The organism is Caulifigura coniformis, from assembly GCF_007745175.1.
GTDB lineage: Bacteria > Planctomycetota > Planctomycetia > Planctomycetales > Planctomycetaceae > Caulifigura > Caulifigura coniformis.
The window spans coordinates 4337338-4361864 of record NZ_CP036271.1 but is presented as its reverse complement, the minus strand read 5'-3'; the positions used below and the strand labels follow the sequence as shown (position 1 = coordinate 4361864).

The following is a 24527-nucleotide window of genomic DNA, read 5'->3' as shown; positions in this document are numbered from 1 at the left end:
GAAGCGGTCGGGGGCCGGCGGCGCCCGCAGGCCTCAGGCGGCCGAAGAGCCACCCGTCAACTGGCGGAAGGTCGCTTCCATGTCGTGGGTCGCGCCTTCCATCTCGGAAACCGGGCCATCGAGGATGACGCGTCCTTGATTGATCAGGATCACCCGGCCGCAGACCGCCTTCACTTCCGTGAGGATGTGCGTCGACAGCAGGATCGTTTTCGTTTTGCTGAGGCTCAGGATCAGGTCCCGCACCTGGAACGTCTGGTTGGGATCGAGGCCGCTGGTCGGCTCGTCGAGAATCAGCACTTCGGGATCATGCAGCAGCGCCTGCGCCATGCCCACGCGCTGCCGGAACCCGCGCGACAGTTTGCCGATCGACTTCCCCCACACCTCTTTGAGAGAACACTTGTCCGCCACAAACTCCATTCGTTCGCGGAGCTTGGCCGACGACAGCCCCCGGGCTTCGCCCGAATACTGCAGCAGCGACTGCGGCGTCATTTCGTTGTACAGCGGGCCGTTTTCCGGCAGATAGCCGATCAGACGGGCCGCTTCGATCCGCTGCTTGGCGACATCGAATCCGCCGATCTTGGCGACCCCTTCGCTCGGCGCGAGGAATCCCGTCAGCAGTTTCATCGTCGTCGACTTGCCCGCCCCGTTGGGCCCGAGGAACGCAGCCACCTGTCCGCGCGGGACCGAGAAGGAGACGTTCCGGGAGGCGGCGAAGTTCCCATAGAACTTGCTGAGGCCGATCGCCTCGATCATTGGGCCGCTGGTCAGACTCTCGCTCATGCTGATCGCTTGGTTCTTCCAGGGTGCAGGAGATTCACGATGCGTTTCGCCGCGGTCATGCCGCGGGAAACGCCGCATTTTCCGCCATACTGGCAGGTCTGATGCCTTCTGGCGAGGCAGAGCAGAGAACGTTCCCCACGCCAGTCGGCGATGGAAAAATATTCAATCGCGTTTCCCGTTCAAGGTCAGGCCGCCGGAACAGGAAACTCGCTGGCGAAATCGCGGGCCGCTGCTTCCACAGCCGCCTCCCAGCCCCTGGACTCCGCAACCTCTGAATACGGCGGACGCAGGTGTGCGAAGATCACGTTGCGCGAACTGTTAACGAGAACGCCCAGCCCCTGCCCATCGAACGCCGGACGGATATCCGCCGCCGTCCCCCCCTGCGCCCCGTAGCCCGGAACCAGCAGCGGAGTCGTCGGCATCACCTGCCGCAGCCTGCGCAACTCCAGCGGATGAGTCGCGCCGACGACTGCGCCGACGCTCCCGTACGATCCGTTTCCCCGCGTCGACTGGTTCAGCCGCTCGACTTCCGCGGCCACGTGATCACAGACGGCCCTGTCGTTCGCGACCAGTCCCTGAAACGATCCCGAACCGGGATTGCTTGTCCGGACGAGAACGTAAAGGCCCGCCCCGCGCTGGATCGCCGCGTCCACAAAGGGCGTCAGCGTGTCTGAACCGAGATAAGGGCTGACCGTCAGCGAATCGGCCGGGTAGGGGGCGGCCGAAGGATCCGAGCCCGCCAGCCACGCAGACGCGTAGGCCTCCGCCGTCGTGCCGATGTCTCCCCGCTTCGCGTCCGCAATCACGATCAGCCCCGCGTCACGCGCATGCTGCATGACGTTCCTGACGGCCAGCATGCCGGCCGGGCCGCAGTCCTCGAAAAACGCGATTTGCGGCTTCACCGCGGCCACGAATGGGGCGACGACGTCGATGATCCGCCGCGAAAACTCCTCGTAGGCCCGTGCCCGCCGTTCGAATCGGTCGCCCGGATGATCCTGGAGGATCCGGGCAAATTCCGCAGGCAGAGAGGACTCGCGCGGATCAAGCCCGACGAGCGCCGCAGTCCGTTTCGCCTGCATTGCAGTGTGCAGACGTGTCGAATAGTCGTTCATGGCCCGATTCTCTGAAACCTGGCCGATTCGCGAAAGGATTCCCGGGACACAACATCCCAACACCGGGAAGGTTGTTTGCCGGGCTCGATTTCAACCATTAAAAAACGCCGATACTCACTGATCGGTGTCTGACAGTCTGGACGAGATGCGATGAAGGCTCCCATTCGAGTGGCAATCACCGGCGCCGCCGGCAATATCGGTTATGCCCTGACGTTCCGGCTCGCCAGCGGCGAGGTTTTCGGCCCGGATCAGCCGGTCATCCTCAACCTGGTGGAGGTCCCGCCCGTCCTGAAGTCGCTCGACGGCGTCGAAATGGAGCTGCACGACTGCGCCTTCGACACGCTCGCCGGAGTCAAGAAGGTCGGCAGCGACAACCTCGAAGAGGGCTTCGGAGACTGCAACTTGGTGCTCTGCGTGGGAAGCATCCCCCGCAAGGAAGGCATGGAGCGCGGAGACTTGATCCGCATCAACGGACCAATCTTCACGAATACCGGCAAGGCCATCGAAAAGACGGCCGCCAAGGACGTCCGCATCGTCGTCGTCGGCAATCCGTGCAACACGAACTGCCTCATCGCGATGCACAACGCTCCGAGCGTTCCCCGCGACCGCTGGTTCGCAATGACGATGCTCGATGAGAACCGCGCCGTCTCGCAGCTCGCCCAGAAGGCCGGCAAGCCGGTGACCAGCGTGAAGCACGTCGGCATCTGGGGCAATCACTCGGCCACTCAGTTCCCGGATTTCTACCACGCCACGATCGACGGCAAGCCGGCGCCGGAAGTCATCAAGGACGATGCCTGGCTGCAGAACACCTTCGTCGACACTGTCCAGAAGCGCGGCGCCGCGGTCATCAAGGCCCGTGGAGCTTCGAGCGCCGCGTCCGCGGCCAACGCCGTCCTCGACACCGTCAAGGGAATCATTCGTCCGACCGCCAGCGGCGACTGCTTCAGCGCGGCCGTCTACTCCAACGGTGAGTACGGCGTCGACAAGGGGCTGATCTTCGGGTACCCGCTCACCAGCGACGGCAAGACCGTGAAGATCATTCCGGGCCTCGAACACAACGAGTTCGCCCAGTCGAAGATCAAGGTCACGCTCGATGAACTCAAGAGCGAGCGGGACACCATTAAGGATCTGCTTCCCGGCTGATCGAAACTGCGGTCTCAGACGAGCGGGGGGCGTCAGCCCCCTGTGTCGTTCTCAGCATCCCGCCAAACCGCGCCGAAGGACTCTCGTGTGATCGTCAGCATCGGCTCCGCCAATGCCCTCCACGCCTGCGACATCGCCGTCAAGGCGGTGCAGGGTGGCGCGGATCCCCTGGATGGCGTGATCAGCGGCATCAGCACCGTCGAGGATGCCCCGGACGAACTGACCGTCGGCTACGGCGGCCTCCCCAACGAAGACGGGATCGTCGAGCTCGACGCGGCCGTCATGCACGGCCCGACGCATCGAGCCGGGGCAGTCGCCTCCGTCCGAAGCGTGCGGCATGTCTCGCGGCTCGCGCGCCTCGTCATGCAGCAGACGAATCACGTCCTGCTCGCCGGCGACGGAGCACTTCAGTTTGCGAGGGCGAACGGTTTTCCAGAGGAAAACCTCCTGACCGACCGCGCCCGCCGGATCTGGCTCTACTGGCTGCGGACCCGCTCATCGATCGATGACTGGATCGCACCTCCGCTCGGCGAGGAACACCCGCACGTTCGGGACTTCTTCAGCCAGCGGGACGATCACAATCCCCCGGCCCCAGGCGATTTTGCACGCTCCGAGGCCGAGATCGAGCCCGCCCCGCGCAAACGTCCAACCGGAACCGTGCATTGCTCGGCGATGAACGCCGCCGGCGACATCTCCTGCTGCACCTCGACCAGCGGACTGGCCTTCAAGATCGCCGGCCGCGTCGGAGATTCCCCGATCGTCGGCGCGGGTCTCTACGTCGACAACGAAGTCGGCTCCTGCGGCTCGACCGGCAGGGGAGAATGCAACCTGCACCATTCCACGTCCGCGGTCGCGGTGGAACTCATGCGCCAAGGGCGGACTCCGGCCGAAGCCGGCCTCGAAATGCTCCGCCGCATCGTGAAGCACACGACGCAGCCGAACCTGCTCCGCCCCGATGGCCGCCCAAACTTCGGCCTGAAGTTATACCTGCTGCGGAAGGACGGTTTACGGGCTGGCGTCTCGATCTGGGGGCCGTCCGTTTATACGGTCGCCGACGAGAAGGGCGCCCGGCTCGATCCTTGCGAGTTCCTTTTCCAGCGAGCCTGACTTGGCTGGTCACAACGAACAGCGTTTCCTCTCTGCTCTCATCGGCGATGGCCGACCGCTGATCGCTTTCACCGGCCTCGCACTCGTCCTCTCAGGCCTCTTCGCGTTCTTTCTCTCCGCGACAAAGCACTTCCTGCCTCACGATATTGCCTATCTCGGCATGACTGCCGACGCCCTGTGCAACATCAACGAATGTCGGATCGTGCACTTCATGATCCACGACCGCGTCTCCTTCGGCGGAGCGATTGCCGCGGTCGGCGTTCTCTACCTCTGGCTGGCTCTCTTTCCACTCCAGGCGCGAGAACCCTGGGCCTGGTGGACGCTCGTCCTCAGTGGCCTGATCGGCTTCGGCAGCTTCCTGTCGTATCTCGGCTACGGCTACCTCGACACCTGGCACGGCTGCGCAACCGGCGCGCTCCTCCCGGTCTTCCTCCTGGGGATGTGGAAGACGCGGCCGACGCAACCTTCCTCCGGACCATCGTCACTCCTGGTAGCGGAAACGCAGGTCAACCGATCGACCTAGGAAGGGCGGGGGCGTCTGCTGCTGCTGGCAACCGCCGCCAGCATTGCCCTGGGAGGCCTGATCATCTCCATCGTCGGCATCACGACGGTTTTTGTCCCGCAGGACCTGACCTACATGAACATCACCGTCGTCGAGCTCAACGCGATCAACCCGCGCCTCGTCCCGCTGATCGCGCACGACCGCGCCGGTTTCGGCGGCGGCGTCTGTTGCTGCGGCGTGACAATGTTCTTCTGCCTCTGGTGCGGCCGCTGGCAGAGAAGCCTGTGGGACGCCGTCGCCATCGCCGGGACCCTCGGCTTCGCCACCGCTGTCTTCATCCACCCGGTCGTCGGCTACAACGACGCCCTCCACCTCGCGCCCGCGGTGCTGGGACTTGTGATGTTTGTCACTGGAATCCTGGCCTCCTCAGGCGTCCTGCGCGGCCGACCGCCCGTCGCAGACCGCCAGACGGCTGCGGCCGGGTGGCCGGGATGAACCCGGCCGGGGACAATTCGCGACGAACGACGCTCCATTCGGATTCGGGCTCATCGAGCATTGCCCCAGGCGGTAGAGTGTTCAGCAGTTGAACGCTCGGCAACGTTCGGCTGGGGCCTCACTTTGCGGCGTCCCCACCCACGCTGTCATTCTGCCTGTGGGCTGAGCACAGGCGCCCGGCCGGCTGTTCAATCGCGATTGAGGGGCGCATTCATGCACAAGGACAAAGCCATCATGTCATTCCGCGTCGTTGGCCGAAGTCTCGTTGTGTGGGCAGTGCTGTCGATCATGTCGCCTGTTCCGCCGACAGTCGCGCAGGGGCCGGATCGTTCTCCGCAGCTCGATGAGTGGGGTGGATGGACGGACGTGAAGGGCAGGAAGACGGGCTGGTTCCATCTGGAGAGCAGGGCCGGTCGGACGTTTCTGGTCACTCCCGGGGGGAATGGCTTCGTCGCCCTGGGCGTCAATCACCTGAACGCGATCAAAGGTCACGGACCAGGCGAGCCCGATCTGTTCCAGACAAAGTACCGCGGCGACTGGGCGCCGTTCGTGACAGAATTAACCCGCCAATTCGACGACTGGGGCTTCAACACAGTGGACGACGGCGTTCCATTGTTGCGATCTCGACTCCCCTATTTCGCCAGCCGCGACCTCGTCCGGACCTCGAAGTACTATCAGCCGCCGGGCAGCCCGCGGGCTTGGGAGTTTCCCGATGTCTTCGACCCGCAGGTCGCGATGCGTCTCGAACGGGACGTCGAACTCTACTGTCGGGAGCACCGCGACAATCCCAACCTGATCGCGTACTACTGGACGGATACTCCCACCTGGGACATCCAGAAAACTCGCCAGTTTCGCAAAACGGACTGGGTCTCGGAGGTCCGTCGTCTCCCTGCCTCCGCTCCCGGAAAACGCCGGTATGCGGAATTCCTGCGACAGCGCTACGACAACGATCTTGCCCGTGTCAGTCGCGCCTATGACCTCGGCAACGGAGTGAAGTCAGTTGACGACCTCGCTGCGACCGACTTCCGTGGAATCGACCTCGGTCGCTACGACGTCGCCCGTGATGACGAGGCGTTCCTGGGCGTGATCGCCGAAACCTATTACGGCCTGGTGGGTCGGGCGATGCGACAGAACGACCCTCATCATCTCATCTTCGGCGAGAAGTACCTGCTCGGAGATATTCCTCCGCAGGTTCTGTCGGCGGCGCTCCCGTTCGTCGATGCCATCGCTGTCCAGCCGGGTGATGGATACATCCCCATCTACACACCGGGTGATGTCCTGCCTCGACAGGAACTGGCCGAATTGCGGACGCAATCCGGCAAGCCACTCATGATCTGCGATCACCAGATTGGATTTCCGACTGAGCGATACCCGCGGTCAATCTGGCCCTACCATCAGCGTGCAGACGCCGCCGAAGCGGCCGCCGCGACTGAACAGTTTGTCCGCGACGCATTCGCACGACCGGAGGTCATCGGCTACATGCGTTGCCAGTACATCGACCGGTTCACGACCTTTCGAGACGCCGTCAAGCTGGGGTTGATCAGGGACGACGGTTCGCCCCGCGAAGAGCTTGTTGGCGCAAGCCGCGCGGCCAACGCCGCAGTGAAGGAGACGCTCCACATGCAACTCACTTCGCCGTCAAAATGATCGAGACAGGCTGGACGGTGACTGAACCGAACCGCGGGAAGGAAGCCCCGGTCGGACACCGCCGAACCATCAATCACTGACCTGACGTCATGAGCGGAACTGGACTGGCGTTGCCCCGCCGTTCCTCAGCTCAGCTTCGCGATTCTGATTCGTGGGCCGTCAAACCCGATTCTAAACCGTCGGCTTCGCCGTGAGCCCGATCCCGTTATACGTGAACCCTTCCCGCGCCATCTTCGCCGGATCGTACAGGTTCCTGCCATCGAAAATGACCGGCTGCTTCAGCTTGTGCTTGATGTACCCGAAGTCCGGGGTCCGGTATTCGTTCCATTCCGTGACGATCGCCAGCGCGTCGGCGCCATCCAGCGCCTCGTAATGGTGTGAACAGAACGTGACCCGATTGCCGAACTCCTTCTTCACGTTCTCCATCGCCACCGGATCGTGCGCGAACACCTTCGCCCCCACTTCCAGCAGCGATCGGATCAGCACCAGCGACGGCGCTTCACGGATGTCGTCCGTCCGCGGCTTGAATGCCAGCCCCCAGACGGCGATCTTCTTCCCCTGCAGGTCACCGAAGTGCTTCTTCAACTTGTTGAACAGCACGTTCTTCTGACGGTCATTGACTGCATCGACCGATTTGAGCAGCTCCGTCGTGAACCCCTTCTCGGCCGCGACGTGCTCCATCGCCCTGACGTCTTTCGGGAAGCACGATCCGCCGTACCCGACGCCCGGGAAGAGGAACGAAAAGCCGATCCGCTGGTCGTGCCCGATCCCGCGACGCACATCGTTGATGTCCGCCCCGACGAGCTCGCACACGTTCGCCATCTCGTTGATGAAGCTGATTTTCGTCGCCAGCATGCAGTTGGCCACGTACTTCGTCATTTCAGCGCTCTCCAGCCCCATCACCAGGAACGGATGGTCCGTCCGCAGGAACGGCTGGTACAGTTCGCGCATCACCTCGCCCACTTCCGGGCTCGTGACGCCCACCACGACGCGATCCGGCTTGGTGAAGTCGTCGATCGCGCAGCCTTCCTTGAGAAACTCCGGATTCGAGCAGACGTGCACCTCGCGCCCCGTCTTTTCGCGCAGCAGGTTCAGCACTTTCCGGTTCGTACCCACCGGCACCGTGCTCTTCACGACGACCACCGCGTCCGGCTTGAGATGCGGCGCCATCGCCTCGGCCGCCTTCATCACATAAGTCAGGTCCGCGGCCCCGGTGTCGCTCATCGGAGTGCCGACCGCGATGAACACGCACTTCGCCGCAGAGACCGGCTCCGCAAGGTCCGTCGTGAAGGTCAGCCGCCCCGCCTTCGAGTTCCGCTGCACCATTTCGGCCAGGCCCGGCTCGTAAATCGGCACCTCGCCGCGATTCAGCATGTCGACCTTCCGCTGGTCGATGTCCACGCACGTCACGTCATTTCCGCTGTCGGCGAAGCAGGTTCCGGTCACGAGACCCACGTAACCTGTACCGATCATGACGATTCGCACGGCGTTTTCTCCAAGTCGATCTGTTCGCGAAGCATTCTGGGCCGATTCGGACGTCTGGTCCCGAGCGACGTCTGCCAAACTGGGGTCACTGGCTCGACGACGAAGAATCGGTGCGGGGGCAAGTGCTGATGCAGGCATTCTAGAACATGCATGCGCCTCGCCGCGACGATCGTCCCTGCAATTCCCTCGTCCGAAAACGGTGCTGCTTTCAGCGACGCTCAGGCGACACGAATCGGTTGAGCCGGGTACAATGCGGTGTTGCCAAATGTCACCAGCTGTCGACAGCAGGGTGTTTGGCGAAGTTTTGTCGACGACCAGGTTCCAGAGAAAGCGTGACTGATGCTTCCCCGCCGTGAAGTTTTCCCAGGCGTTATCGAGATGAACTACCAGGCCCGGCGGCGGCTGGGGTGCTGTGTTTATCTGGTCTTTGACGGCCCCGAGTGGGCACTGATCGACATCGGCTACCAGGACACCCTGGAGGACATCGTCGGACTCATCCGGCAGATGGATTTCCGCCTCGCCGACTGCAAATACCTCGTCGCCACCCATGCCGACGTCGATCACGTCCAGGGCCTCAAGCGGGCCAAAGAAATCATGCCCCAGGCGAAGATCGTCGGGCACGCCCAGGCCGGGAGGCTCCTCGAAGCCGGAGAACGCATCGAAACCTACGCCGAAATCACCGCGCAGGGAATTTCGATCGACCTTCCTGCCGTCAAGTTCGACGAGTTCATTGACGAAGGCGACGTCCTCAAGATCGGCAAACGCAAGCTCGAAGTCTGGCACACCCCCGGACACGCGCCGGCGCAGCTGTCGTTCCGCATGGGCGACCTCCTGCTCTCGGGCGACAACATCTATCGCGATGGCGGCGTCGGCAATATCGATGCGCATCATGGCTCCGACCTCCCTGCGTTCCTCCAGTCGCTGGAGCGGATCCGCGACAGCGATGTCACCTGGCTCCTCCCCAGCCACGGCCCGATCTTCCGCCGCGATCCGAAGCACATCCAGAAAACAATCGACCGCCTCGAGTCGTATCTCCACCTGCCCGATTTCGGAACCTGCGCCGTCGACTGGCCGCTCCTGGACGAGTGGGACTCCGAACTGGAGAAGGGCTTCGACGCGTCGAAGGCCTGAAATCGTGTGGGCGAACCGGTCTGGACATCCACGCCGCGGTTTCATGATGAAATCGCCCGCCAGTCGACAAATCACTTCGCCGCTTCGCGCCACTGAATCCTGAATCCTCGCTCCTGACTGTTCGCTCAATGCCCGCCCTCGAAGCCAACCTCCTGATTTCGCCCGACGATCATTTCGCCGTCGTCGTCTCGCGCTTCAACGATCTGGTCACAACCCGCCTGCTGGAAGGGGCGGTCGCCACTCTCAAGCGGCACGGTGCAAAGGACGACCAGATCACGACCGCCTGGGTCCCTGGCTCGTTCGAAATCCCCGTCGTCGCCGATCGCCTCGCCTCCTCGGGAAAGTATGCCGCCGTCATTACCCTCGGGGCCGTCATTCAGGGGGAGACGTCGCATCACGAGTACATCAACGCGCCCATGGCCAGCGCCTTGATGCAGATTGGCCTCAAGTATGGCCGCCCCGTCTTGTTTGGAGTCCTCACCTGCCATAGCATGGAGCAGGCATTGGATCGGGCAGGGGGGAAGGCCGGGAACAAGGGGGTCGAGGCCGCGTTGGCAGCGATCGAGACGGTCAACCTGCTTCGGCAATGTGCGCAGCCGGCGTCGCCGAGGACGAAATCCTCCTGATTCGTCAGTCTCGCGACCTCCAAGAGTGTTTATGTCACGCCGTAGTAAAGCGCGCGAAGTCGTGCTTCAGATGCTGTTTCAGGTCGACCTGAATCCGGATGTGTCGTCCTCGACGATCCGGTCACAGATGCACGAACGCCTCGAAGAGGCCGACCTCGTGGAATTCGCCTGGGGCCTCTTCGCAGGCGTCCTGAAATTCCAGTCGATGCTCGATGAGAAGATCCAGACGATCGCCCCTCACTGGAAGCTCTCCAGGATGGCGGCGACCGACCGGAATGTCCTCAGGCTCGGCGCCTTCGAACTCATCCAGACCGACTGCCCCCTCAAGGTCGTCATCAACGAGGCCCTCGACCTCGCCCGCAAGTTCGGAACCGACCAGTCGGCCCAGTTCGTCAACGGCGTGCTCGACAAGCTCGTCCCGTCGGAAAAGCGCCCCCCGAGCGCCGCCGAACTCCCGGCAATTCCCGCGAACGCCGTCGACTCTGCCGACCACGACACGTCCAAAGCTCCCTAGGACGGCCCGCACCCGTTTCGGACGCTTTTCCAGCGGGGCATTTCTCTCTAGCTTGTAGCGGCGCATCGCCTTGCGTTTGAAGCAGATCGGGAGGAGAGGTGCGCAACGTCGGCACGTTCGTGTCACGCTCCTCGGCCGCTTCATGGAATCCGGATGTACGACCGTCTCGGCGATAAGGTCAGCCGTTACCCTTGGGTTGTGGTGGTGGCCTGGGCTCTGATCCTCGGCCTGCTGCTCTGGAAAGCGCCGCGCAAGGACCAGGTCTCAAAGGACGGCGTTTTCTCTTTCCTGCCGCCGTATTCCCAGTCGCTCATCGCCGATGGCGTCTACCGCAAAGCGTTCTTCCCCCAGGGAGAAGACAACGAACAGGCGGAAGAGGTTCAGAAGGACCAGGAAGATCCCGCCGGCAGCTCGGTCGTCATCGTCATCCGCAGGACCGACATCGCCTCCGGGCTGACGGACGCCGACAAGGAATTCGTCGAGCGCGTCCTCGAACCCCGGCTGCTCCAGCTTAAGGAAACCACCCCGGAAGGACGGTCCTTTGATCCGTCGATGGCCTTCGCACCAGTGCCGGACGACAAGCAGCGGATCAAGAAGATCTCCAGCCGCACCGACTCCCGCATTTCGCCCCTCCTCGACAGCGAGGACGGCAAAGCGACGCTGATCCGCATTACGCTCCGAGGCGAATTCCTCGACTACGGAAACATGCTGGCCATCGCCCGCATCGAGGAAGTGCTTGCGTCGTCCGACGTCCAGAAACAGATGCCGGCCGGCCTCCAGATGGCGATCAGCGGCTCGGCGACCGTCGGGCGCGACATGCTTCTGGCTGAGGCCAACAGCGCCCGCAGCACCGATCACTGGACCAAGCTGCTCGTCATCGCGCTGCTGCTGTTGATCTACCGCGCTCCGATCGTCGCGCTGATCCCGCTGTTGACTGTCGGCATCGCCGTCACGGTCGCCCTCCGCACGCTCACCTGGATGGCCTCCGAAGGGTGGGTCGGTTTCTTTGCCGGAATGAACGTCTATGTCACCGTCGTCGCCTACGGCGCCGGCGTTGACTACTGCCTCTTCCTGATCGCCCGGTTCCGTGAGCAGCTCGACCACGGGTCCGATTACTCGGAATCGATTCGAAAGGCCGTCGGCTTCGTCGGCGCCGCCCTGACCGCCAGCGCCGCGACGAGCATCTGCGGCATCTACATGATGACCTTCGCGGAGTTCGTGAAGTTCCAGCAGGCAGGTTTCGCGATCTCCTTCGGCATGCTGATCGTGCTGCTCTGCTCGCTCACGCTCACCCCCGCGCTGCTGCGGATCGTCGCCCGCTGGGCCTTCTGGCCCGATGTCCGCAAGGAACACGTCGCCCGGGAAGCCGGCTGGATTCCCTCGCCCGGCCTCATCGAATCGCTCCACGAGAAGGGCTTGTTCGACCGCTTGTGGGGCGTCGTCGCCCGTGCTCTCGCGGCCCGCCCAGGCACGATTTTCGTCGTCACGATCGGCCTCATGCTGCCGTTCGCCGCCCTCGCGATCTCCTGGCACGATCACCTCCGCTACGGCCTGCTGACCGACCTTCCCCAGGACGACGCCAGCGTCCGCGGCGCCCGGGCCATCCAGCAGCATTTCCCCGCCGGCGTGACCGGGACCGCCATCGTCCTGCTGAAGAATGAAGCCTTTCGAAGCCCCGACGAGCGCGAGCTCCCTGCTGGCAAGATCTCCACCGAGGGGCTCAGTCACCGCGTCGGAATCTCCAGAATTCTCATCGAGAAACTGAGGCCGAGATTTGACGAACTCGGCATCAAGGATGTCCGAGTCCTTCATGCCCCCCTGGGGCTGATGCCGCATGCCCAGAAGCACATGCGGGAACAGAACCGGATCATTCGCCGGAACAGCCAGACGGTCGCCCAGCGCGCCTATGTCAGTACGAGTGGCCCGCTCGCCGGCACCGTGATGCGCGTCGATCTTGTCTTCAATATCGATCCCTTCGAACGCAGCAGCATTTCCCAGCTGGGCGTCGCCGAAGAAGGGGTTCGCAAGGCGATGGAAGAGGCCCTCGCGGAAGAAGCGAAGGCCGAGCCGCCGACCGTCCCCGCCGACCTCCTCGGTAAGACCGAGATCTATACCCTCGGTCCGACCGCCGGCATCCGCGATCTCAAGACGACCACCGACCGCGACCAGATCCGCATCGACTTGCTCGTCATGCTCGCGGTCTACCTCGTTCTCGTCGCGCTCCTCCGTCAGCCGGCCGTCTCGGCCTATCTGATCGTCACCGTCGTCTTCAGCTACCTCGTCACCATCGGCGTCACGTTCCTCGTCTGGCGGATCAAGGAAGGGGCCGACTTCGCGGGACTCGACTGGAAGGTGCCCATCTTCACCTTCACCCTGCTGACCGCTCTCGGCGAGGACTACAACATCCTCCTCATGGCCCGCGTGACTGAGGAGCAACGCAAGCACGGGCTCATTCCCGGCGTGCTGATCGCCCTCACCCGGACTGGAGGCATCATTTCGAGCTGCGGCATCATCATGGCCGGCACCTTCTGCTCCCTCCTGACCGGCACGCTCGGCGGAATGGTGCAGATGGGCTTCGCCCTCGCCTTCGGCGTCCTCCTCGACACCTTCGTGGTCCGGCCCATCCTCGTGCCGGCCTACCTCATCCTGCTCTACAGCGATCGCTTCGGCCCCCTGGGCAGGATTCTCGGCAAGCCGAAAGGACTGCCGCCCCACACCCCGATCGCCGACGCGATGGAAGATCCCGACGACCCAGACAATGTGCTCGAGTCGGCTGACAAACCACTGATCTGATCCCTTCCGGAAAACCCGGAGTGCTCTCGCGAGGACGAACGATGCAGAACAGCTTTCAGCGAATCCTGGCCGCGATCGCCATCGCGTTCTTCAGCACTCCGGCAGCCGCACAACAGGCCAAAGACGACTCGTCCCGCGACTGGCCGGTCGTCTTCCAGGACGACTTCGAAACTGATCCCTTCCCGCGCTGGGAACCGGCCGACAAATCGGCCTGGAAGCACGAAGACACGGACCATTCCAAAGTCTTCCACCAGTTCAAAGACGTCCGCGTCAAGACGCCCGTCCGCTCCCCCTTCAACCGGAACTGCCTGAAGGACGTGGTCGTCGGCGACTTGCAGCTCGACGTCGATTTCCAGACCACCGCGCGCGACTACCCCCACCGCAGTCTCTGCCTGTTCTTCGGCTACCAGGACCCGGCCCACATGTACTACGTCCACTTCGGCCAGAAGACGGACGACCATGCCAACCAGATCTTCATCGTCAACGACAAGGACCGTGTGAAGATCTCGACGAAAACCACCGCCGGCACCCCCTGGGACGACAACTGGCATCACGCGCGGATCATCCGCACGGTCGACGACGGAAAAATCGACGTCTATTTCGATGACATGAAAACGCCCGTCATGACCGCCGTCGACAAGTCCTTCACCTGGGGACAGATCGGCATCGGCTCCTTCGACGACACCGGCCGATTCGATAACCTCGTCCTCAAAGGCAATAAAGTCGAAAAGCCAGTGCAGTGAGCGGCGAGGCGCTAGCCGCCGGTCCACCCTCGTTCCCAAGCTCCCGCTTGGGAACACCCCGCCATGAAGCTCCGCTTCATGGCCCCAGCACTCCCAGTTTTCATCCTTCATCCTTCCGCCCTCATCCTTCCTTCCCCCATGTTCCAAACCCTCCGCTCCCGCCTCGTCAAAGGTGAACGCGTCGTCGTCTGCGGCATCGGCCGCGTCTTCCACACCAATTTCGTCCAGTGCATCGGCGTCACCGGCGGTTTCCACGGCGTCTGGATCGATCAGGAGCACTGCGGCCTGACGATGCGGGAACTGGAAGTCGCCTGCGTCACCTGTCGCGCTGCCGGACTCGATAGCTTCGTCCGCATCGCCCCGACGAGTTATGCCGTCGTCACCCAGTGCCTCGAAGCCGGCGCAGGGGGAATCATGGCCGCCATGGTGAAAAACGCGGCCGAGACGGAGCAGATCGTCCAGTGGGCCAAGTTTGCTCCTCGTGGAACGCGCGGCCTCAACAACGGCGGCGTCGACGGCCGATTCGGCAACATGAGCGCCAAGGACTTCTGCGAAACCGCCAACCGCGAGTCGCTGGTTATCATCCAGATCGAAACGGCCCAGGCCGTCGAAGAAGCCGAAGCGATCGCCGCCGTCGACGGTGTCGACATGCTCTTCATCGGCCCGTTCGACCTCAGTCAGGCTATGGGGGTCACAGGCGACTTCTTCCACCCGAAGTGCCTGGCCGCGATCGATAAAGTGGCCGCGGCCTGCAAGAAGGCCGGAAAGAAGTGGGCCGCGCTCACCACCACCCCCGAGCACTGCGAGATGCTGCTCGAAAAGGGGTGCAGCCTGATCACTCCCGCGTCCGACATGCGGATCGTGAACGCCGGCATCAAGGCGATCAAAGACAACTTCCCGCAGGTCTTCGCCAGGAAATAATCGTTCTATGCCGATCACCGGCGACCGGGGGAGTCCCCCCCGGTCATTTGAAAGGCGTGGGCCGCAGGGCGCTCGCCCGCCGGTGATCTGTCGATCTCCCCATCCAGCAGCACCCTCCGAACATTCTTGATGCCCGAGTTTCAGACCGTCGCCCGCATCGGCGACATCCCCCCGGGAGAAGGTCGCTCCTACTGCGTAAACGGCCGCATGGTCGGCGTGTTCTTCGTCGAAGGCGAATACTACGCCATCAACGATCTCTGCCCCCACATGGGCGCTTCACTGTCGGCCGGCCCAGTGGAAGACAAGGCCGTCATGTGCCCCTGGCACGCCTGGCGATTCTCCATCTGCGATGGTTCGTGGCTCGATGCCCCGAAGTCCAAGGTCCGCGCCGAGACCTACGAAGTGCGGGTCGCCGGAGAGGAAATCCAGGTCCGGATCCCCGCCCCCCCCGCCAGCGGCGCGTCAATCGCTACCTGACCGCCCCCGCCAGCCAGCGGAAGGTGCACGCCTCCGGTCAGATGTTCCCCGTCGGGCCCCGCTTCACGCCGAACTCCCGCGCGCAACCACGTCAGTAAAAGCAGAGGAAGAAGTTACACCGCAACGTCCGATCCGCAAGCTCCGTTCCACCAGTAGGCGACCGAAATGGCGTCACACGTGTCACACCAGCCCAATCGACCGCGTTTCATCAGCGTCTCCGCAGGAACACCGGGCGTCACAGGTCGTCACACAACGTCACAGGTGGAAGGCGATGCCGGAACGGTCAGTTCGGCGCACCGTCGCCGTAGCGATAAACTGGGCCACAACAATCCGCTCAATCTCCGATGAAGGCCGCTCCGATGCTCCGCCTGATGTGCTGCGTGCTCGCACTCCTGGTCTTCTCCCCGGTCGCCCTCGCGCAGCAGGAGTCCTACCCCGAGCATCCCGACGCTGTAAAGAAACCCGGCGTTCCGGAAGGAAAGATCGAGGGGCCGTTTGAGTACGTCTGCAAGAACCGGCAGACCTTTCCCGGTACCACGCGGCAGTACTGGATCTACGTCCCCGCCCAGTACGACAAGTCGAAACCGGCCTGTGTGCTCGTCTGCCAGGACGGCCTGGGTCTCGCCAACAACTGGAAGCTGCCGGCCGTCATGGACAACCTGATCCATGAGAAGGCGATGCCGGTGACGATCGGCATCTTCATCACCCCTGGCGTCGTCCCCGCGCCGAAAGCTGCGACTCCCGATGGAAAGGCCGAGGCCCGCTACAACCGCAGCTTCGAGTACGACGGAATGGGCGATCGCTACGCCCGTTTTCTGATCAACGAGATCCTCCCGAAGGTCGGCGATTCCTACGCGCTCAGTAGCGATCCGAACGACCGGGCCATCGCCGGCTCGAGCTCCGGCGCCATCGCCGCGTTCACCGTCGCCTGGGAGCGGCCCGATGCGTTTCGACGCGTCCTCAGCGGTATCGGCACCTACGTCGGCCTGCGTGGCGGCGATGCTTACCCGGTCCTTGTCCGCAAGACGGAACCCAAGCCGATCCGCGTCTTTCTGCAGGACGGGGAGAACGACAACGATCTCTATGCCGGCAGCTGGTGGCTGGCGAATCAGGAGATGCTCCGCAGCCTCGAATGGGCCGGATACGACGTAAAACACGCGTGGGGTAAAGGGGGCCACAATGGAAAACACATGGCTTCCATCTCGGCCGACGCCCTCCGCTGGCTGTGGCGCGACTATCCCAAACCGATCGAGCCCGGCGTCGGAAAACATCACCGGATTGACATTCTGGTTCCCGGCCAGACTTGGGAACTCGTCGGCGAGGGCTACAAGTTCACCGAAGGCGGGGCCGTGAACGACAAAGGGGAGGTCTTCTTCACCGACATCCCCAACAATCGCATCCACAAGATCGGCGTCGACGGGCAGGTCTCGGTTTTCGCCGAACAGACCGGCTCAGCCAACGGACTCGAATTCGGCCCTGATGGCAAGCTCTACGCCTGCCAGAACGCTCTCCGGCAGATCGGCCGGTTCGACGAGTCGGGCAAGGTCGAATCGTTTGTCCAGGATGTGAGTTCCAACGACATCGTCGTCCTGCAAAACGGAACGGGGTATTTCACCGATCCAGCCAGCAAAAAGGTCTGGCGGTTCGATCAGAACGGTCAGAAACAATCGGTCGATGACGGAATCGAACGTCCGAATGGAATCGCCCTCTCACCAGACCAGACGCTCCTCCACGTTTCCGATTCGCTCGGGCGGTTCGTCTGGAGTTTCCAGATCCGCGAGGACGGCAAACTCCTCCACAAGCAGCAGTACGGCTGGCTCCATACGCCGGATGAAACAACGCAGTCCGGCGCTGACGGCATGATTGCCGACACCGAAGGCCGGCTGTATGTGACGACGAAACTCGGGCTGCAGATCCTCGATCAGCCAGGCCGGGTCCACCTGATTCTTCCGAGCCCCAACCTCGGAAAGAAGCCGGCCAACGTCGTCATCGGCGGCCCCGCGCGCGACACCGTCTACCTCATGTGCGGCGACAAGGTCTTCCGCCGGAAGGTGAATGCCAAAGGCCTCATGACCTGGGAAACGCCGATCACGCCGCCCAAACCGCGTCTCTGACCGATGTCACGCGCGGGCGAGCGCCCGCTCGATCCGCTTGAGGCACTTGTCGCGGCCGAGCAGCGCCAGGCAGTCGTACAATCCCGGTCCTGCCGGCTTGCCGGTCGTCGCGACGCGAACGGCATGAACGATGTCACCAAGGCCCAGACCTCGAAACTCGACGAACGAATGCGTGGCCTGCTCCAGAGTCGCCGCGGAAAAGTCGTCCTGCGTCGCCAGCATTTCGCCGTACCCCTTCAGCAGTTCCACCGCGCCGTCCGCCTTGCGGATGCGTTTCTCGAATGCCTTCTCATCGTAGGCGAGGGCGTCGTCAGCGACGAAATACTCTTCGTAGGAGAGGATGTCTGAGAACAGCTTGATCCGCTCTCCCAGCGCGACAACGAGCCGCGTCGCAAGCTCCGTTGCAACGGAGTCGGCCGGAGAGGCGACGTAGCCGGCGCGTTCGAGAAAGGGCAGGCAGCGCGTCACCTTCTCCTCGACGCTCAGCTTCGCCATCCAGTGTTCCTGGTACGACATCAGCTTGTCGCAATCGAGCCCGGCGGCCCCTTTGACGACCCGCTCGAGAGTGAAGTTCTCGATGACGAACTCCCGCGACATGTATTCCGTCTTGTCATCCAGCGACCAGCCCAGCCGCGCGAGGGCATTGAACACCGCCTCAGGCAGGAAGCCCACCTGTTCATAGAAGGCGACCATCACGGGATTCATCGAGTCATCCGACTTCATCCCCAGCTTCGGCAGGACGGTGTCGGCGATCTCGAACATCCGCTTGAACTGCGGATTGTTCCGGTACTTGCCGATTTCGCGCTTGCTCAGCTTCTTCGTCGTCCCCGGCGCAGCCACGAACGGAATGTGGGCGAACTCTGGCGGCTTCGCGCCGATCGCTTCGTAAATCAGGTGCTGAACCGCGGTGTTCGTCAGATGTTCTTCGGCACGGATGACGTGCGTGATCTCGAAGTCGACGTCGTCCACCACCGTGGCGAAGTTATAGAGCGGGCTGCCGTCGCTCCGCTGGATCACGGGGTCGGGAATCAACGAGCAGTCCCATTCGACAAATCCCCGGACGTGATCGTTGATGCTGACCTTTCGTTCGCGCGGAACGAGCAGCCGGACGACGTACGGGACCTGCGTCGCTTCATACTCGGCCCGTGTTTCGTCCGAGAGCCCCAGCGAACGCCGACTGCTGACGTACGGCCGCTTCTCCTTTTCCGCGGCATCGCGGTCGGCCTTGGTCTGTTCCGCCGTTTCGTAGTCGCGATACGCCTTGCCCGAATCCACAAGCTGCCGAACGACCTCGCGATAGCGGTCGTTGCGCTGCGACTGGTAATACGGCGCGTGCGGACCCCCAATCTCCGGGCCTTCGTCCCAGGGAAGATTCATCCAGCGGAAGGCATCGAGGATCGGCTGCAGCGCGGCCTCGACGTTTCGTTCCCGGTCGGTGTCGTCAATCCGCAGGATGAACTGGCCGCCGTTGTGCCTGGCCCACAGCCAGTTGAACAGCGCGGTCCGCATGCCGCCGATGTGCATGTAGCCAGTGGGGGAGGGAGCAAAACGGGTGCGGACAGACATGGTGCGCGTCAGACAGGAAGGAACGTGGACGTGCGGAAGTCTAGGTTTGAAGCGGCGGGACTGCGACCGCCCCGCGGATCTTGCACCGTGCCCCGCCACAACCGTCCGCTACACTGCGTTGAGACCCCGCGATTCCGAGTTCGTTTGCAGCTGCCGCATGTCCGAAATCAACCATCAACCGGAGTTCAATCTGGCGACGCCCACTCCCGCCGAGAGGGAACTGCAGGACGCTGTCCGGACGGCGGACCAGTCGTCAGAACGATTTCGGCGTCAATACGCGGAGATTGCCTCGCTTGCTGGCGGGCTGGCCCACGAGATCAGGAATCCACTCTCGACGATCCGCATGAACCTGCAGCTTCTGGGCGAAGACCTGCAGCTGGGAGACGACCCGCGCCACCAGCGGATCGCCAGGAAGCTCGACACGATCGGCCGCGAGTGCGGCCGGCTCGACGAATTGCTGAGTGCCTTTCTGCAGTTCGCCCGTGCCGGCGAGCCGGACCTCCAGGAGAGGGATCTGAGCACGCTGGTGGCCGAGTTTGTCGACTTCTTCCAGGCGGAGGCAAAGGGACACCAGATCGAAATCAGCCCGCATCTGTCTGCAAGCCTGCCTCCGGTAAAAGTCGATCCGACGCTGCTGCGGATCGCCCTGATGAACCTCGCCCGCAACGCCGAACAGGCGATGCCGCAGGGAGGACAGCTCGAAATCCAGACGTTCGCCCGCGACGGCCGCGTCATCCTGGAGGTAATCGATAGTGGGCAGGGGATGCCAGAGGCGGTGAGAAGGAGACTGTTCGATGTCTTCTTCAGCACGAAGCCCAAGGGAACCGGTCTCGGGCTTCCCACGGTCCGCAAGATCGTCGAAGCCCACCATGCGACGATCGAATGCGACAGCGAAGCAGGCCGCGGGACACGGTTCACGCTGTCGTTCCCGGCGGTGCGGACCGCCCGGTGGTGATGATGCCCGATCCGGCCGCCACTTCTGGAGCAGTCGCCGTCGCCCCCTGGGGCGCTCCTCGCGCACTGTATGTGCATGTTCCGTTCTGCCGTCACCGCTGCGGATATTGCGATTTCACGCTCGTTGCAGGCCGCGACGACCTGATCGACCGCTACCTCGAAGCTCTCCATCTGGAACTGGGCGCCGCCGTCCCGCATCGCGCGGAACTGAAAACGCTCTTCTTCGGCGGTGGGACTCCGACCCATCTTTCGGCCGGCCAGCTCACGTGTCTCTTACGCGGCGTCCTGGATCATGTCCGCCTCGAAACCGGCGCGGAGTTCTCCGTTGAGGCGAATCCACTGGATCTCACCGACGCCCGGATCGAAGCCCTCGCGGCAGTCGGTGTGAATCGGGTCAGCGTCGGCGTGCAGAGCTTTCAATCGCAGGAACTGGCCATCCTGGAACGCGACCACTCCCCGGCGGAGGCCGTTTCGCTGGTCAATCGGCTGAAGGCCAAGATCCCCAATGTCGGAGTCGACCTGATCTTCGGAGTCCCCGCGCAAACGCTGGACGACTGGCGGCGGAATCTCGATGCGGCGCTCGCGATCGAACCGACTCACCTGTCGACGTACGGCCTCACCTTCGAGAAGGGGACGGCCTTCTGGTCGCGACGCGCCAAAGGCCAGCTTCGGCAGCAACCGGAAGAACTTGAACGGGAGATGTACGCGCTGGCCATCGACACGCTGACCTCTGCCGGGTACCGCCACTACGAGCTGTCGAACTTCGCCCGCCCAGGCTTCGAATGTCGCCACAACCAGGTCTACTGGAATGCCGAAAGCTATTACGCCATCGGCCCGGGAGCCGCGTCGTACATCGACGGCATTCGGCGGACCAATCATCGCAGCACCACGCACTGGATCGATAACACGCGGGCGGCCCGCGGCGTGACGAAGCCGGGTTTCACCGAGACACTCTCCCCCGAAGACCGGGCGCGTGAAGCGTTGATGCTTGGCCTCCGGCAGCTCGATGGAATCGATGTCCGGCAATTCGAGGGACGTTTCGACGTCGCACTCGACGAGTTGGCCGGGGCGTCCATTGCGAAGCTCGAAGCATCCGGGTGGCTGGAACGGGCGGCCGACTGCCTCCGGCTGACGAGGGAAGGCGTCTTCGTCGCGGACAGCGTGGTCTCCGAGCTGCTCGTGGCCGATTGACGCGATCTGGCGTGCCCCGCCACCCCATTGGCCTATCCGCCCGATTTGTCGTCAACGATCTTGATGTCCCCCGGCGCCTTTGCCCTGATGAAAACGTTGTCGTCCCGCAAGAACAGGTTTCCGGTGATCCGGATGGTTTTGCCGTCGTAGTGCGCGGCCGGATTCTTGATGCCGACCTTCGCAAAGGAGGGCAGGGCATCGGCCTCGATCAGCACGCCGAGGTTTCTGGGATCCCGGTAGTCCTTCTCCGAATCGAGGTACACGCGGTCCGGCTCTTTGGCTGCTTTCGTATGCAGAACCTTGAACTGCACCGTGACCCGGTCTCCGACGTGCTTCCGGGCCTGGTCGGCAGCGATGGATTTCGGAACGGGAGCGGCAGTTTGCGCAAACGCGTTGGTCGTTGTGATCCCCAAAACGGTGACCGCTAAGACCACCGAGTTCCAGAGAGCCTCGCGTCGCTCCATGCGGTTCGCCAACGATTCCATTTCGATCCTCAGAACCGGACTTCAGGTTCAAAAAAGGGTGGCTTCTTCCCGTGTTTGCCGTGTGGGGCCGTGGCTGGAACGCCGCTCTTCCTTTCGGAAAGCCGACCATTTCAACACCGTCGACGCTGACCTCCGTCTCTCGCGAATACGGGCCCATCATAACCTGCCGCCAGGTTGCGCGAGGTCATTCCATTGCTCGGGCTGCCCGGCCCGCGTCGCGGTCAATGACCGGTTCTGGCGGCTCTTGATTGCTTCTGCTCGTTTTCGGACCTATTGTTGCCGACAGTTCCGGAATCCAGTTCGAAGGGGAATGGCAGTGCTCCTCGACCAACGCCGGGATATCATCCTGCAACTAATTGAAAGTCAAGGCTTTGCATCACTCCAGTCGCTTTCAGAAGCGACTGGAGCGAGCGAGTCGACTCTGCGACGGGACTTGGAGCTTCTTGACCGAAACGGTCAGATTCGACGAGCCCGGGGTGGGGCCGCGTACGTCGGTGAGTCGTTGACGCCGTTTGAAGTCCGTCGCGAACGGGCTTCCGCCGAGAAACAAAGACTCGGCCTACGAGCGGCTGATCTGATTCAGCCGGGAGAGACGGTTCTGCTGGATGGGGGAACAACAACGTTGGAGGTCGCTCGCAACCTCGCGGGGAAGTCTCTGCAAGTTGTGACGAACTCGCTGCCGATCGTGTCCATACTGGCCGGCGCTCCGGAGATCGAATTGATCTTCCTCGGCGGCTACCTGTACCCGAAGACGGGCGTGACGCTCGGTCCGTTGACCACGGCGGCGCTCGAACGGATCAAGGCGCGGAGACTCGTGCTCAGCGCCGGCGGAATGACGCCTGAAGGTTTGTTCAACAGCAACTCGCTGCTGGTGGACGCAGAACGGAAGATGATCGAAGCGGCCGACGAAATCGTCGTCCTGGCGGATGGAACCAAGTTCGGGCATTCCGAACTGGCGTTCCTGTGCGGCTGGGACGCGGTCGACCGCATCGTGGTGGACGGGGCCCCGCCGCCCGAATGGCGAAACGTGTTCGACGACCACGGCGTGGCCGTCGAACTGACGACGAAATAATCAGCGGTCCCCCGGGACCGGAACCTCCCCGGGGCGATTTCGTCCTGGAGCAACGAAGACAACTGGCGAACAAACGGAATGTCAGCGACCATCGATCGAGCGACTGTCGAACGCCTGGTCCGCGAGGCGCTTTCGAAGCACTCTGGCGGGGCGGCAGCCTCGACGGCGAAGCCGAATCCGCTGGTCGTCAACATTTCGGCGCGGCACTGCCACCTGACTCCGGAGCACGTGGAAGTCCTGTTCGGGAAGGGGAAGACCCTCACCCCGGTCAAGGACCTCTACCAGACCGGATACTTCGCCGCCGAAGAAACTGTCACGATCTTCGGACCACGTCGGCGCATGATCCCCAATGTCCGCGTCCTGGGACCATGTCGCGGCGACACACAGGTCGAACTGGCGTTCACCGACGCGATCTCGCTTGGGATCGACGCCCCGGTGAGAATCAGTGGAGACATCAAGGGGACGCCCGGCTGCGTGCTGGTCGGCCCCGCCGGAGTCTTGGAACTGTCACAGGGTGTCATCCGCGCCATGCGGCATGTCCACATGTCGCCGGCCGACATGGTGCATCATGGAGTGAAGAACGGAGAACGCATGGCCCTCCGCATCGAATCTCCCGGATGCACGACGGTCCTCGAAGACCTGGCCGTCCGAGGCGGCGACGACAGGATTCGCCTCGAAGTTCACCTCGATACCGATGAAGGCAACGCGGTGAACCTCGAACGGGCGACGAAAGTCGAACTTGTGAAGCTGACGTCGCAGGGAACCTGCGGCTGCAAACATTGAAATCATGCAGGCCGTCAGCGATCCAGCTGGCGGAATGCTGAGGCCCCCTTTTAAGTCACTCGAACTGACCTGGAGAGTTTCATGGCCGAACGACAAGCCCTCGGCATGGTGGAATGCAAAGGGCTGATCGCCCTGATCGAAGCGTCCGATGCCATGCTCAAGGCGGCCAACGTGCAGATGGTCGGCTGGGAAAAGATCGGCAGCGGACTCGTGACGGCGTTCGTCACGGGGGACGTCGCCGCGGTGAAGGCGGCCGTTGACGCCGGTGCGAGCGCGGCCAGCAAGCTGGGCGAAGTCGTCAGCGTGCAGGTCATCCCGCGCCCGCACGAAGAACTCGGCTCGATCCTGCCGAAGTCCAAAAGCTAAGCCGGTTGAACCGCCGGCCCGGCCTTCGGACGACCCCAGACAACTCTCCCTGTTCCCCAGCGATTTCTGACGGATGGCCGCCAAACGATCTCCGTCCCGAACTCGCCCGAAGCCTCCAGAGCGTCGGCCCCGGGCACTCCCCGCGGGCCGCAACACCGTGGCCGCCCGCGACCGCGTTGAAACGGTCGTCACCACTCCGCCGCCCATCATTGAAGTCAAAGAACTCCCGAAAGCGACTGCGACCATGAACGAAGCCATCGGACTGATTGAAACCAAGGGCCTGATCGCTCACGTCGAAGCGACCGACGCGATGCTCAAGGCCGCGAACGTCTCGATCGTGAAGGCGATTCAGATTGGCAACGCCCTCATCACCGTCGTGATCAAGGGAGACGTCGGCTCCGTCCGCGCCGCCGTCGATGCCGGTGCCGCGGCCGCCTCGAAGGTTGGCGAACTCGTCGGCAGCCACGTCATCCCGCGTCCGGCTCAGGGCCTGATGGAAAAGTTCGTCTGATTCGCCGAA

Annotated in this window: 24 protein-coding genes; 19 read left to right on the top strand and 5 right to left on the bottom strand. The window is 63.1% G+C overall.

The window, feature by feature from the left end:
* Positions 1-33: 33 nt before the first annotated feature.
* Positions 34-780, bottom strand: a complete 747-nt coding sequence (locus Pan44_RS17620; protein ID WP_197453416.1) for an ABC transporter ATP-binding protein — start codon at positions 778-780, stop codon at positions 34-36.
* A gap of 185 nt (positions 781-965) precedes the next feature.
* Complete coding sequence (gene pyrF / locus Pan44_RS17615; RefSeq protein WP_145031483.1) at positions 966-1892, bottom strand: orotidine-5'-phosphate decarboxylase; 927 nt, start codon at positions 1890-1892, stop codon at positions 966-968.
* A 150-nt stretch (positions 1893-2042) separates the two neighbouring features.
* Here pyrF and Pan44_RS17610 point away from each other — a divergent pair, with 150 nt between their 5' ends.
* The 5 genes from Pan44_RS17610 (at position 2043) to Pan44_RS17590 (ending at position 6786) form a co-directional block, all read left to right on the top strand.
* Positions 2043-3035, top strand: coding sequence for a malate dehydrogenase (locus Pan44_RS17610; RefSeq protein ID WP_145031482.1), 993 nt, complete (start codon positions 2043-2045; stop codon positions 3033-3035).
* Between the two features lie 87 nt (positions 3036-3122).
* The gene (locus Pan44_RS17605) at positions 3123-4142 is read left to right on the top strand and encodes a N(4)-(beta-N-acetylglucosaminyl)-L-asparaginase (protein ID WP_197453415.1); all 1020 of its coding nucleotides are present in this window, start codon (positions 3123-3125) and stop codon (positions 4140-4142) included.
* A 1-nt stretch (position 4143) separates the two neighbouring features.
* Positions 4144-4665: a hypothetical protein gene (locus Pan44_RS17600; protein ID WP_145031478.1), complete on the top strand. Its 522-nt coding sequence runs from the start codon at positions 4144-4146 to the stop codon at positions 4663-4665.
* Between the two features lie 114 nt (positions 4666-4779).
* Positions 4780-5139, top strand: a complete 360-nt coding sequence (locus tag Pan44_RS17595) for a hypothetical protein (protein ID WP_145031476.1) — start codon at positions 4780-4782, stop codon at positions 5137-5139.
* A 213-nt stretch (positions 5140-5352) separates the two neighbouring features.
* The gene (locus Pan44_RS17590) at positions 5353-6786 is read left to right on the top strand and encodes a hypothetical protein (RefSeq protein ID WP_145031474.1); all 1434 of its coding nucleotides are present in this window, start codon (positions 5353-5355) and stop codon (positions 6784-6786) included.
* Positions 6787-6957: 171 nt separating this feature from the next.
* Here Pan44_RS17590 and Pan44_RS17585 read toward each other — a convergent pair whose 3' ends face one another.
* Positions 6958-8271 carry a UDP-glucose dehydrogenase family protein gene (locus Pan44_RS17585; RefSeq protein WP_145031472.1) on the bottom strand — a complete coding sequence of 438 codons (1314 nt, stop codon included), beginning with the start codon at positions 8269-8271 and terminating at the stop codon, positions 6958-6960.
* A 339-nt stretch (positions 8272-8610) separates the two neighbouring features.
* Between Pan44_RS17585 and Pan44_RS17580 the strand changes: the two genes are divergently transcribed.
* The 8 genes from Pan44_RS17580 (at position 8611) to Pan44_RS17545 (ending at position 17590) form a co-directional block, all read left to right on the top strand.
* On the top strand, positions 8611-9402 hold the full coding sequence (locus Pan44_RS17580; RefSeq protein WP_145031469.1) for an MBL fold metallo-hydrolase: 792 nt from the start codon (positions 8611-8613) through the stop codon (positions 9400-9402).
* Between the two features lie 128 nt (positions 9403-9530).
* Complete coding sequence (ribH, locus tag Pan44_RS17575; protein WP_145031466.1) at positions 9531-10028, top strand: 6,7-dimethyl-8-ribityllumazine synthase; 498 nt, start codon at positions 9531-9533, stop codon at positions 10026-10028.
* A gap of 31 nt (positions 10029-10059) precedes the next feature.
* The gene (nusB, locus tag Pan44_RS17570) at positions 10060-10542 is read left to right on the top strand and encodes a transcription antitermination factor NusB (protein WP_145031463.1); all 483 of its coding nucleotides are present in this window, start codon (positions 10060-10062) and stop codon (positions 10540-10542) included.
* 153 nt (positions 10543-10695) lie between these two features.
* Complete coding sequence (locus tag Pan44_RS17565; RefSeq protein WP_145031461.1) at positions 10696-13335, top strand: MMPL family transporter; 2640 nt, start codon at positions 10696-10698, stop codon at positions 13333-13335.
* Between the two features lie 41 nt (positions 13336-13376).
* Positions 13377-14078 carry a hypothetical protein gene (locus Pan44_RS17560; protein ID WP_145031459.1) on the top strand — a complete coding sequence of 234 codons (702 nt, stop codon included), beginning with the start codon at positions 13377-13379 and terminating at the stop codon, positions 14076-14078.
* A gap of 138 nt (positions 14079-14216) precedes the next feature.
* Positions 14217-14999, top strand: a complete 783-nt coding sequence (locus Pan44_RS17555; protein WP_145031456.1) for an HpcH/HpaI aldolase family protein — start codon at positions 14217-14219, stop codon at positions 14997-14999.
* A gap of 129 nt (positions 15000-15128) precedes the next feature.
* Entirely contained in the window at positions 15129-15476 is a 348-nt protein-coding gene (locus Pan44_RS17550; protein ID WP_145031454.1) for a Rieske (2Fe-2S) protein, read from the top strand.
* Positions 15477-15820: 344 nt separating this feature from the next.
* On the top strand, positions 15821-17590 hold the full coding sequence (locus Pan44_RS17545) for an SMP-30/gluconolactonase/LRE family protein (RefSeq protein WP_145031451.1): 1770 nt from the start codon (positions 15821-15823) through the stop codon (positions 17588-17590).
* A gap of 6 nt (positions 17591-17596) precedes the next feature.
* On the opposite strand, the gene gltX is transcribed toward Pan44_RS17545, so the two are convergent.
* Positions 17597-19156 carry a glutamate--tRNA ligase gene (gene gltX / locus Pan44_RS17540; protein WP_145031449.1) on the bottom strand — a complete coding sequence of 520 codons (1560 nt, stop codon included), beginning with the start codon at positions 19154-19156 and terminating at the stop codon, positions 17597-17599.
* A gap of 157 nt (positions 19157-19313) precedes the next feature.
* On the opposite strand from gltX, the gene Pan44_RS17535 reads away from it, so the two are divergent.
* The gene (locus Pan44_RS17535) at positions 19314-20111 is read left to right on the top strand and encodes a sensor histidine kinase (RefSeq protein ID WP_145031447.1); all 798 of its coding nucleotides are present in this window, start codon (positions 19314-19316) and stop codon (positions 20109-20111) included.
* Positions 20039-21301 (top strand): radical SAM family heme chaperone HemW, encoded by a 1263-nt coding sequence (gene hemW / locus Pan44_RS17530; RefSeq protein ID WP_231754089.1) that lies wholly within the window; start codon positions 20039-20041, stop codon positions 21299-21301. The genes Pan44_RS17535 and hemW overlap by 73 nt, the downstream gene beginning before the upstream one ends.
* 32 nt (positions 21302-21333) lie before the next feature.
* Here hemW and Pan44_RS17525 read toward each other — a convergent pair whose 3' ends face one another.
* Positions 21334-21786, bottom strand: coding sequence for a hypothetical protein (locus Pan44_RS17525; protein WP_145031445.1), 453 nt, complete (start codon positions 21784-21786; stop codon positions 21334-21336).
* On the opposite strand from Pan44_RS17525, the gene Pan44_RS17520 reads away from it, so the two are divergent.
* The 4 genes from Pan44_RS17520 to Pan44_RS28330 all read left to right on the top strand — a co-directional run bounded on the left by Pan44_RS17520 (position 21764) and on the right by Pan44_RS28330 (position 24518).
* Positions 21764-22858, top strand: a complete 1095-nt coding sequence (locus Pan44_RS17520; protein ID WP_315861122.1) for a DeoR/GlpR family DNA-binding transcription regulator — start codon at positions 21764-21766, stop codon at positions 22856-22858. The two genes, Pan44_RS17525 and Pan44_RS17520, sit on opposite strands and share 23 nt — an antisense overlap.
* Positions 22859-22936: 78 nt before the next feature.
* A complete protein-coding gene (gene pduL / locus Pan44_RS17515) occupies positions 22937-23641 on the top strand; it encodes a phosphate propanoyltransferase (RefSeq protein ID WP_145031440.1) in 705 nt (234 codons plus the stop codon).
* Positions 23642-23722: 81 nt separating this feature from the next.
* The gene (locus Pan44_RS17510) at positions 23723-24007 is read left to right on the top strand and encodes a BMC domain-containing protein (protein WP_145031438.1); all 285 of its coding nucleotides are present in this window, start codon (positions 23723-23725) and stop codon (positions 24005-24007) included.
* Between the two features lie 244 nt (positions 24008-24251).
* Positions 24252-24518, top strand: coding sequence for a BMC domain-containing protein (locus tag Pan44_RS28330; protein WP_145035086.1), 267 nt, complete (start codon positions 24252-24254; stop codon positions 24516-24518).
* Positions 24519-24527: the final 9 nt, after the last annotated feature.